14 protein-coding genes are annotated in these 9,780 nt (G+C 59.1%); 13 read left to right on the plus strand and 1 reads right to left on the minus strand.

All coding sequences use genetic code 11. The annotated features are described in order from the left end of the window. Positions 1-676: 676 nt before the first annotated feature. The 5 genes from ABJF10_RS25380 to cls all read left to right on the plus strand — a co-directional run bounded on the left by ABJF10_RS25380 (position 677) and on the right by cls (position 4,561). The gene (locus tag ABJF10_RS25380; protein ID WP_348547420.1) at positions 677-1,354 is read left to right on the plus strand and encodes a hypothetical protein; all 678 of its coding nucleotides are present in this window, start codon (positions 677-679) and stop codon (positions 1,352-1,354) included. A gap of 364 nt (positions 1,355-1,718) precedes the next feature. After that, positions 1,719-2,105, plus strand: coding sequence for a DUF302 domain-containing protein (locus ABJF10_RS25385; RefSeq protein WP_348547421.1), 387 nt, complete (start codon positions 1,719-1,721; stop codon positions 2,103-2,105). Further along, complete coding sequence (locus ABJF10_RS25390; RefSeq protein WP_348547422.1) at positions 2,102-2,254, plus strand: hypothetical protein; 153 nt, start codon at positions 2,102-2,104, stop codon at positions 2,252-2,254. Before ABJF10_RS25385 ends, ABJF10_RS25390 begins: the two co-directional genes overlap by 4 nt. 112 nt (positions 2,255-2,366) lie before the next feature. Continuing rightward, positions 2,367-3,164 carry an endonuclease/exonuclease/phosphatase family protein gene (locus ABJF10_RS25395; RefSeq protein ID WP_348547423.1) on the plus strand — a complete coding sequence of 266 codons (798 nt, stop codon included), beginning with the start codon at positions 2,367-2,369 and terminating at the stop codon, positions 3,162-3,164. Next, positions 3,161-4,561 (plus strand): cardiolipin synthase, encoded by a 1,401-nt coding sequence (gene cls, locus ABJF10_RS25400; protein ID WP_348547424.1) that lies wholly within the window; start codon positions 3,161-3,163, stop codon positions 4,559-4,561. The genes ABJF10_RS25395 and cls overlap by 4 nt, the downstream gene beginning before the upstream one ends. Here the strand turns inward: cls and ABJF10_RS25405 are convergent. Further along, a complete protein-coding gene (locus tag ABJF10_RS25405) occupies positions 4,497-5,231 on the minus strand; it encodes a TVP38/TMEM64 family protein (RefSeq protein WP_348547425.1) in 735 nt (244 codons plus the stop codon). The two genes, cls and ABJF10_RS25405, sit on opposite strands and share 65 nt — an antisense overlap. Before the next feature lie 400 nt (positions 5,232-5,631). Between ABJF10_RS25405 and ABJF10_RS25410 the strand changes: the two genes are divergently transcribed. The 8 genes from ABJF10_RS25410 to ABJF10_RS25445 all read left to right on the plus strand — a co-directional run bounded on the left by ABJF10_RS25410 (position 5,632) and on the right by ABJF10_RS25445 (position 9,565). Then, on the plus strand, positions 5,632-5,787 hold the full coding sequence (locus ABJF10_RS25410; RefSeq protein WP_348547426.1) for a hypothetical protein: 156 nt from the start codon (positions 5,632-5,634) through the stop codon (positions 5,785-5,787). Beyond that, entirely contained in the window at positions 5,784-6,008 is a 225-nt protein-coding gene (locus ABJF10_RS25415; protein WP_348547427.1) for a hypothetical protein, read from the plus strand. The genes ABJF10_RS25410 and ABJF10_RS25415 overlap by 4 nt, the downstream gene beginning before the upstream one ends. Further along, positions 5,980-6,282 (plus strand): DUF5676 family membrane protein, encoded by a 303-nt coding sequence (locus ABJF10_RS25420; RefSeq protein ID WP_348547428.1) that lies wholly within the window; start codon positions 5,980-5,982, stop codon positions 6,280-6,282. Before ABJF10_RS25415 ends, ABJF10_RS25420 begins: the two co-directional genes overlap by 29 nt. Before the next feature lie 51 nt (positions 6,283-6,333). Next, entirely contained in the window at positions 6,334-7,368 is a 1,035-nt protein-coding gene (locus ABJF10_RS25425; RefSeq protein ID WP_348547433.1) for a type II glyceraldehyde-3-phosphate dehydrogenase, read from the plus strand. Between the two features lie 2 nt (positions 7,369-7,370). Next, positions 7,371-7,526 carry a hypothetical protein gene (locus ABJF10_RS25430; RefSeq protein WP_348547429.1) on the plus strand — a complete coding sequence of 52 codons (156 nt, stop codon included), beginning with the start codon at positions 7,371-7,373 and terminating at the stop codon, positions 7,524-7,526. Further along, positions 7,516-7,857, plus strand: coding sequence for a P-II family nitrogen regulator (locus ABJF10_RS25435; protein WP_348547430.1), 342 nt, complete (start codon positions 7,516-7,518; stop codon positions 7,855-7,857). Before ABJF10_RS25430 ends, ABJF10_RS25435 begins: the two co-directional genes overlap by 11 nt. A 106-nt stretch (positions 7,858-7,963) precedes the next feature. Beyond that, positions 7,964-8,635, plus strand: coding sequence for an isoprenylcysteine carboxylmethyltransferase family protein (locus ABJF10_RS25440; protein ID WP_348547431.1), 672 nt, complete (start codon positions 7,964-7,966; stop codon positions 8,633-8,635). Between the two features lie 189 nt (positions 8,636-8,824). After that, positions 8,825-9,565 carry a lycopene cyclase domain-containing protein gene (locus ABJF10_RS25445; RefSeq protein ID WP_348547432.1) on the plus strand — a complete coding sequence of 247 codons (741 nt, stop codon included), beginning with the start codon at positions 8,825-8,827 and terminating at the stop codon, positions 9,563-9,565. Positions 9,566-9,780 lie beyond the last annotated feature (215 nt).

Below are 9,780 nucleotides of genomic sequence, written 5' to 3' on the forward strand. Positions count from 1 at the left end.
GCCGCCTATGATCGCAAGGCTCGCGAACTTGCGGGAATGTTCAGGACGAACTTTGCGGAAAACGCCGGGGATGCCGCCGAGGAGATCAAGAATGCCGGCCCGCTCGCTTCGCCATGAATCCGAAACTCGACGCGCTATTGGGAGGCGATTCGGAGAGGCTCCTTTCGCACCCATGCAGCACGATTCCCCGAGAGATGCTGCACGTCCCCGGACCCGATTTCATCGAACGCATTTCCTCCCACTCGGATCGACCGACACCGGTTCTTCGCAGTCTGTCCGCTCTTTTCAATCATGGGCGCCTTGCCGGCAGCATTCCGCAGGCATGGTTGCGGGCATAGCGCGGGAGAATTCGTTGCGTGATGCCGTCCCGTCCGGAGTCGCCGCGGACGCAGCCGCCGTCATGACCGCAGGCGCCGAACTCTGCCGCCGCGAACACACGCAACGGCTCTTCAAACAACTCCCGTGAATCGCGATGCTCTGCGGTTGATCGCAGAGTTCGTCGGATGGCGACTCACCTGAAGAAATGCGGAGTCTTTCCGAAGCGATGCGTAGCTGGCTCCGCTCCCAGCGCGGATGGTGATTCCGAAATGCGAGCGGAATGATCCGCCGCCACACCTGAACCACGCAAATGCAGGGACACGACACCAAAACTTCGGCTTACGGAACGTGGTCCATCTTGATCTTCGCCCACTACCGCCTGACGAAACGCAAGGAGGCGGAGGCCACCCGCAGGAACAAAACCCGAGGAAAAGCCCGGCTGCTGCTGCGGATAACTTCCGCGCGCACGAGCCCAGCGAACGCATTCAGAAATAATTTTGCGAACAAGTCGTTCGCCGAAGCAACAAACCAAACAAAACCAAAGAAAGACACAGTTATGAAAACGAAAAACCAAAAACAGACAAACCTCCTCATCCGTTCAAGCCTCGCCCTGGCACTGGCCCTGGTCGTCTGGTCTCCAGTCCAAGCGCAATCCGCCGAGCCGGCCGATGGGAAGAAGATGATGGACGGCAAAATGATGGAAGGCTGCAAGGAAATGAAAGCGCAGAAACAGAAAATGAAGGAAGACATGAAGGCTCAAGACACTGAACTCACCGAGCATGTCGCCAAGATGAATAGCGCGCCGGAGGACAAGAAGATAAACCTCATGGCCGCCGTCATCACCCACATGGTGGACCAGCGGATCGCCATGGGTGCGCGAAAGGCAAAAATGGAGGAGGAGATGATGCAACACATGATGCAGCACATGCAAATGGGCAAGGAATCCATGGCGCAGTGCCCGATGATGAAAGGGATGAAGGGCATGGACGACAAATCGGGGGATGCTCACAAAGAACATCAAACAGAACAGAAATGATTACTGAGCGCCACAACGGCTCGTAGCACAATCTCCACGCCAACCAGGCTGGGAAACGCCGGAGACTGCACATCCGGCACACATCCCAGCTTGCCTTGGCGGCGGGTGGGGTTCTGTAGCGGGCTGGTCGCGGCGCAACCAAAGGCGCTTAATTATGAACGATACAATGATGAACGATACAATGATGAACGATTCAATTATGAACCATACAAATGGATGGATGGGCGGAGGGATGTGGCTTTGGACGGTGATCGGCATAGTGGTGGTGGTCCTGCTGGTCGTCGTGATCAGCAAGCTTTCCAAGAAGTGATCGGGCGTTCACTACACGCCGGTGAAGTGAGCTATCAACCATGAAAGGAAATCTATGCTGTTCAAACTACCTACCGACAAAACCGTCAGTGGTGCCGCGGCTGCTTTGCATGCGGCCGTCCAAGCCGATCACTTTGGCGTCATGCAGGTTCACGACCTCAAACAAACTATGGAGAAGAAGGGAGTCGAGTTCCTTCGCGAGTGCCTGATTTTTGAAGTCTGTCAGCCCGAACAGACCAAGAAAGTTCTCGATGAGAATATGAGCATTTCTACGGCACTGCCCTGCCGCATTTCCATTTACCGGGAGGGCGGCAAGACGATTCTGGCGACCTTGAAGCCCACCACTCTGCTGGCGATGTTCAACACGCCGCAACTGGAAGGGGTGGCGCAGGAGGTGGAGGATACGATCGTCAAGATCATGAAGGAAGCAGCAGACGGATGATTCCGAAATCCGCGACACCCTGCGTCCTGACGATCAACGGCGGCGGTGGCCATCGGGTCGTGCATGGCATGAAGCACGCCAAGCCGGAACGGATCACCATGGAGGAGCTTCGACAGAGCATCGCAACAACGCTAGCGATGCTCGCGTAGCCGCTCCAGCGTGCTCTCGAGAGAGCTCTTCAATTTGTCCGCCGCACCGGCGACAGCCTAGGCCAAGCTCGCTGCCTCGACGCCGCGCCCGTCTCGAACGCCACCTTTGCCGATGAAAGTCTGCTCCTTCAATATCTGGTCCAATGCGCCAAGGAATGCGCGTTGGCCGGCGCGGCGGGACGCGGTGGTGGCGGTGCTGCGGAGCGTGGCGCCCGATGTGGCGGGCTTGCAGGAGGCGACGCTGCCGATGGTCCGCGATCTCCACGAGCGACTGCCCGGCTACCAGTGGGTCGGCGTGGGTCGTGACGATGGAAGGGAGGTGGGCGAGTTCACGCCGATATTTTTTCGGAGCGAGAGGTTTCGCGTTCTTCAGCAATCGAGCTTTTGGCTTTCCGCCGAGTGCGAAAAGCCGGGCCGCGGCTGGGACGCGATGCACTCGCGCATCGTCACCTGGGCGCGGTTCAGCGACCAGGAAAGCGGACGGCCATTTCTGTTCTTCAACACGCATCTCGATCATTTCGGACTCCGCGCGCGCACCCACAGCGCGCACCTGCTGCGCAAAAAAATGTCCGAGATTCGGGCCGGCGATCCGGCGGTGTTGACCGGGGATTTCAATTGCCGCGAATCCTCCGCTCCTTATCGCATTCTCACGGGAAAAGTTCCCTTTGCCGGGACTTCGGTCGCGTCACCGGAATGGCGGGACACGCTTTATCACACGGAGCATCCGCGGGAGGGACCGAGCCGGACTTTCTTCGGCATCATGAGTCTGTTCGGTCTCGCGCGGCTGGACTACATCCTTGTGAACGAAGGCTTTCGCACCCTGCGCCACGCTGTTATCGAGTCCTCGACCGACACATCTGATCACCGGCCGGTGGTGGCGGAACTGGCCTTCGCCACCGACGCCCCGTGAAATACCTTCTCACCGCCTACTTCCTCACCTGGGCGGCAATCCCCTTCATTCTGCTCGCGCAAAAGCGGCCGGTCTCGACGCTCGCATGGGTCTGGACGGTGATCCTTTTTCCATTCATCGGTCCAATCGCCTACCTTCTTTTCGGTCTCGATCGCCTCACGCGCCGGCGCCAGTGTCATCACGACGCGATCACCTCGCGGTGCCAAGCGAGGGGACGAAAGGTGGGACCAAAGGTGGACATTCCCCCGCGCGACGCGCCGCTTTTTCAAACGCTCGAATGTCTCGCGGAGATTCCGGTTTCCTCGGCGGATGAAGTGCGACTCTTGCCGGACACGACCACATTTTTCCCCGCGCTCCACGAGTGGATCGAGAAAGCGAAGCATCACGTCCACGTGCAGTTCTTCGTCTTTGAAGAGGATGAGCCGGGGTGTGCTCTGCGCGACCGTCTCATCGCCGCCGCCCGGCGCGGCGTGATCGTGCGGCTGCTGCTCGATCCGCTCGGGTGCGCGCACACGAGCCGGAGCTTCTTCCGCCAGTTGGAGGAAGCGGGCGGAAGCATTGCCTGGTTCCGTTCGCTCAATCCATTGCGGAGCCGGTTCTGTTTGCATCTGCGCAATCATCGCAAGCTGCAGATCATCGATGGCCGGGTCGCGTTCGTCGGCGGGATGAATGTGGGCCCGAATTACACCGGCGATAATCCGAAGATCGGTCGTTGGCGCGATCTCCAGATGGAGTTGCACGGCCCGATCGTCAGCGCGCTGCAGGAGGTCTTTGCCGAGGATTGGGAATTCGCCGCAGAGGAGGAGATCACGGGGGATGGTTACTATCTCGCGGGAGATCAGGCGGGCACTTATCCCGCCCAGGTCGTCATCGGCGGACCGGATCTCGCCGTCGAAGCGATGGCCGACTCCTTCGCAGCGGTGCTGCATCATGCCGGAAAGCGGGCCTGGGTTTCCGCGGGTTACTTTGTGCCCAATGACCTGCTCCTCTCCGCTCTCCGGCTCGCGGCCAACCGGGGCGTGGACGTGCGCCTCGTCAGCACGGAAAAGTCCGACCATCCCTATCTCGCGGAGATCGGTCGCTCCTACTACGAGCAGCTCCTTCGCGCCGGTGTACGCATTTTCGAGTATCGGCCGGGCATGCACCACGCGAAGGCCATGCTCATTGACGACGAATTGGTGATGGTCGGCTCCGCCAACTGCGACAACCGATCCATGCGCCTGAACTTCGAACTCAACGTGCTGGTGCGCTGTGCATCCGCCGCCCGCGCGCTGGAGGAATTCTTCGTCGAGGATTTCGGCGACAGCCGGGAAGTCACCCTCAATGAACATCTCAGTCGTCCGTTCCACCGGCGTTTGCTCGAGGCGATCGTCCGGCCTCTGGCTCCGACGGTTTGAGCGCGCCGTGCCGGCGCAGGATTCGCGGCAGCAGCACGGACAGCGCGATGAGACTCGCGACGCCGAGCCCGAGCATCACCCATTCGAGCGTGTGCGGGCGGTCCTCGCCGCTGAAGCTCCGCGCGCCGGTGGAACCGAGATACGTGATGACCGCATTGCCCGGCAGCATGACGATGACCGTCGCGAGCAGATAGCGCCAGAAGTCCACGCCGGTGAGCCCGTAGAGATAGTTACTCGGCCCGAAGGGCAGCGGCAGCATGCGGAGCAAACCCACCACCTTCCAGCCTTCGCGCGCGATGGCTTCGTCCATGAAGTGAAAGCGCTCACTGCGCCGGAGCCAATCCGCGACCTTTGCGCGACCGGCAAACCGCGCGGCCATGAAGCCGCCAGCCGCCGCGAGAGCCGTGCCGGTATGCGCCGCGATCAACCCGGCGCCAGTGCCGAAGATGAAGCCGCCGGCAAGGCTGAGCGGCAGGCACGGAATGCACAGCATCGCCGCCGCCGCAAAGATCAGCGCGTAGAGCACCACGCCCCACACGCCGAGCGCGCGGAGGGAGCCGGCCATGCCTTCCAACCAGTCGAGCAGCGGCAGCCGGCGAGCCGCGATAGCCAGGATGATGATCGCCGCCAGCGCGGCCAGCCATTTCCAAGTGGAAGACCGGAGGTTCATGCGCGGTTGGGGCTAGATGATCCGTGCGGAAGCGTGGTTCGAGACACTTGCTGAAAGTAAACCGGGCGTTTTCCGTGACATCTCATCGCATGCCGGTGGGATGATGGCCGTCTATTTCCCGCCGACTTCGCGAAGGCATGCGATTCTTTTTGCCTGCACGCTCCGGGAAATGACCGCTGCACAAATCTGTCGGAAAATCTCTGGAGGACTGGAAGAAGCAGGATCGCAGAGTTTGTCGGATGGTGATTCACCTGAAGAAATGCGGAGTCTTTCCGAAGCGATGCGTAGCTGGCTCCGCTCCCAGCGCGGATGGTGATTCCGAAATGCGAGCGGAATGATCCGCCGCCCCACCTGAACCACGCAAATGCACGGACACGACACCAAAACTTCGGCTTACGGAATGTGGTCCATCTTGATCTTCGCCACCTATCGCCTCGCGAAACGCGAAGAGGCGGAAGTCAGCCGCCAGTTTCCCGAGCAATATGCCGCCTACAAGGCCCGCGTGCTGACGTTCGTTCCTCAACTATCCCCACAACGAAAGGAGAGTCTCGGATGAATAAACACTTCCTTTGGATGCTGATCGGCTCCGTCCTGGCGGTGCTGCTGATCTTCCTGCTGCCGGCATTGGGTGTCAGCAACAACGTCACGCTAGTGGTCTTCGTCGCACTGATCTTTGCCGGCCATTTTTTCATGCCCGGCCATCATCACCATGGAGGAAATGACAATGAACAATCAGACCACAACGACAATGGACAATCAGACCATCAGCATCATTAACCCGCGCCGGCTCGGGCTGGCCTTCGGTCTGACCGGTGTCGTGTTCTACCTCGCCTGCATCCTGACCATGAGCACCGTGCCACATGAGAAGCAGATCACCTTCTTCAACAGCCTCCTGCACGGCCTCGATGTCACGCCGATCCTGCGCATGAACGTGCCGTTTGGCGAGGTGCTGCTGGGAATCATCTCCACCTTCGTCCTCGCCTGGTTCGCCGGGGCGATGATCGCGGGATTCTATAATCTCGGATCAAGGTCGTCTCGCCGGATGCCATGACAGAGCGACTTCAATCCACACAACCAAACAACAACATTACCATGTATGGGGATCAGTAAAATCAAAGTAGGGGTCAATGGCTACGGCGTCATCGGGAAACGAGTGGCCGATGCCATCCGCGCGCAGTCAGATATGGAGCTGGTTGGCATCAGCGACATCATCAGTGACTACCGGCTGAAGACGGCCGCGATGCTTGGCATTCCCGTCCATTCTTCCTTGGCCGCGGCAGAAGGTGAAATGAAGAATGCAGGCATCCCTATCGCCGGCACATTCGACAAGCTGATCAGCGAAGTGGATGTGATGGTCGATTGCACGCCCAAAGGCATTGCCGCCAAAAACCTGGAGAAATACAAAACGGCCGGGGTGAAGGCGGTTCTGCAGGGCGGTGAGAAACACTCTGTCACCGGGCATTCCTTCGTGGCGCAGGCGAATTATTCCAGCGCGCTCAATCGCGACGCGACACGCGTCGTTTCGTGCAACACCACCAGCATTATCCGCACGCTGGGCGCATTACATGACGCAAGCCTGCTCAAGAAGGCGCGGGGAGTGCTCATCCGCCGCGCGACCGATCCGTGGGAATCCGATCACAGCGGCGTGATGAACACGGTAGTTCCAGAATCGCATATTCCGAGTCACCAAGGCCCGGATGCCCAGACGGTGCGGCCCGAACTGGACCTGGTCACGATCGCGGCAAAGGCGGCGCACACACAGTGTCATAACCATTATTGGGTGATCGAACTGACGCGTCCCGCCAGCCGCGAAGAAGTCCTTGATGCGTTTCGTGCCGCGCCCCGCATCGCTTTCATCCGCATGAGTGACGGAATCGTGGCCCTCAACAGCACGATTGATCTGATGCAGGACCTGGGCCGCCCCCGCGGCGATATGTGGGAAGTCGCGCTTTGGGAGGACGTGCTCGCGGTCAACGGCAACGAGGCCTACTACACTTACCAGGTGGACAACCAGGCCATAGCCATTCCCGAAAACATCGACGCGATCCGCGCGCTCACGGGCACTGTAAAGGATGGGCGTGAATCCATTCGGATGACCGACGAAGCGATGGGCATCAAGCGGTGCTTTCTCTACTAACTATGAATCGTGGTTCTCTACGCCTGTCGCATGCGCTGCTTCATTTCGCGATCATCGCGGCCACCGCAGTCTGCTACCCTGCGCTCGCGGCGAGCCATCGGGGGCTGGCACACTCTGCATTGGTGACGATCAATGATGGCGACGAGCATGGAGATTGACGAAATGAACCTGCGCAAAATCACCGCCATCATCCGAAGTGAGCGCCTGGAAGATGTCGAAAAGCAGCTCCAGAACGCGGGGGTGAAGGGGCTCAGTGTCTCCAAGGTGAAGGGCTATGGCGAGTATGCCAATTTCTTCACCCACGACTGGATGGTGACTCACGCACGCATCGAGATTTTCACAGATACAGACAACGCGGAACGAATCGCCGGAGTCATCATGGAAGCAGCGCACGGTGCCGGAGAAGGTGACGGCATCATCGCGCTGCTGCCCGTGGAAAAGGTCTATCGAATCCGAACCAAGCAAGAGGCCATCGCCGGTGAACTTTGAAGCGAGGCACAACCCATGAATTCACTGAGCCAGGATCTCTCCGTCGTCTTGAACGCTCTGCGGTTGCGCACCTTGTCGCTGTGAAAATGATCGAAAAAGCAAACCTATGAAAGAACACATTGCCCATTCCGGCACCTGGGGCATCGCCCTCATCGTAATCGTGGCAGCCTCCTGGCTCCTCTACCGCTACCTTGCCCCCAAGACGTGGAAGGAGTGGGCAAGTGCGGGCGTGGTCCAGGCGTTCATCATTGCCCTCTATGCGGAGATGTATGGCTTTCCGCTCACCATCTATCTGCTCGTCCGATTCTTCGGCCTGGATAAGACCAATCTCAACGCCAACCTTTGGTCCACGCTCCTAGGCTGGGGCGAGACGGGCATGATGATCTCGATGATCCTCGGCTACATGCTGCTGTTCGCCGGCTTTGGAATATTCATGGAAGGATGGCGGGAACTTCACCGCGCCCGAAAGGAAGGCCGGCTCGTCACGGACCGCCTCTATGGTTTGGTGCGGCACCCGCAATACACCGGACTTTTCATCGCGTTATTCGGCGAGGGCGTCGTGCATTGGCCCACCGTTTTCTCCGTCACGCTATTCCCCGTCATCGTTCTTGCCTATTACCTGCTGGCGCGAAGCGAAGAGCGAAAAGTCGAGGAGGAATTCGGCAATGAATATCGCGAATATCGGACGCGCGTGCCGATGTTCATCCCGCGCTGGGGTCAGTGGCGAAACATGACGAGGGTGCGAAGTGACGAGCCGGATACCGAGGAAGCCAAGTGAACCCATGAATTCGGATACTGCAATTGACCCGGAGACTGAGAGAGCTTGCCCCGAGATTCCGTGTCAGCCCGGCCTCGGCCGCGAAATCGCCCGGCGCGGCTGCTGCCTGTTGAGTGGCGTGTGTCCGTGTCTTCCCCATGAAGCGCTCCTAGTCAAGATCGGCGCAGCCTTCTGACTTCCTCCGCTGCTATGTTCTCCAACGATCACTATGTCTGGCTTGTTTGGGCGAGCGCCTTTCTGGTGCCGTGGATCGTGCTCTTCGCGCTGTGCCCCGCTCAGAGACGGGTTATGTGGTGGGTCAGCGTTTTCACCATGCCGTTCGGTCTCACCGAGCCGCTCTTTGTCCCGGAGTATTGGAATCCGCCGAGCCTATTCAACCTCGCGCAACGGACCGGCTTCGACATTGAGAGCCTGATCTTTTGCTTCGCCATCGGCGGCGTTGCGGCGGTGCTTTACAACGCGCTGACCGGCCGCAATCTGCAACCCATCGATCCCGCGGTGAAACGGCTTCCCCTGCACCGGCATCATTATCTCTCCCTGTTATCGCCGTTCGTCGTTTTCCTCGCACTCTACTTTCTGCCGTGGAATCCGATCTATCCGGGCATTGTTTCCATGTTCGTCGGAGCGGGCGCGGCGATGCTGTGCCGGCCTGATTTGAAAACCAAAACATGGGTTGGAGGGTTGCTCTTTGTGGTCTTCTATATCGCGCTGCTCCAAGGGCTGCGGTGGATGTCGCCGGGCTACATCGCGCGCGTCTGGCGGCTCGATCTATTGTTCGGCTTCCATGTTATGCACATGCCTGTCGAGGAGCTGCTCTTTGCAGCCGGGTTCGGAATGTATTGGTCGAGCGTCTATGAGCACTTCACCTGGCGGCATTACGGCGCGCCGCTGACCGCACACGGCAGCAACCGCAGCCTTGTTCTCCCATGAGTTCAAACGATGGCAAACACACAACTTGTGCAAGCTGAATGAAGAAACTTCGTGGCCGCTTCCTGTGATAGCGTACCGCTATGGCAACTCACCTCAAAAGGTATTGGCAATGTAACCGCCACAAGCCCACTTCAATGACGACACCCAAGAAAGAAACAAAACCATGAAAGAATCGAAATCCGTGACCAAAGACCCCATCTGCGGCATGACCGTGG

The sequence above is a fragment of the Chthoniobacter sp. genome, from assembly GCF_040003245.1.
Lineage (GTDB): Bacteria > Verrucomicrobiota > Verrucomicrobiia > Chthoniobacterales > Chthoniobacteraceae > Chthoniobacter.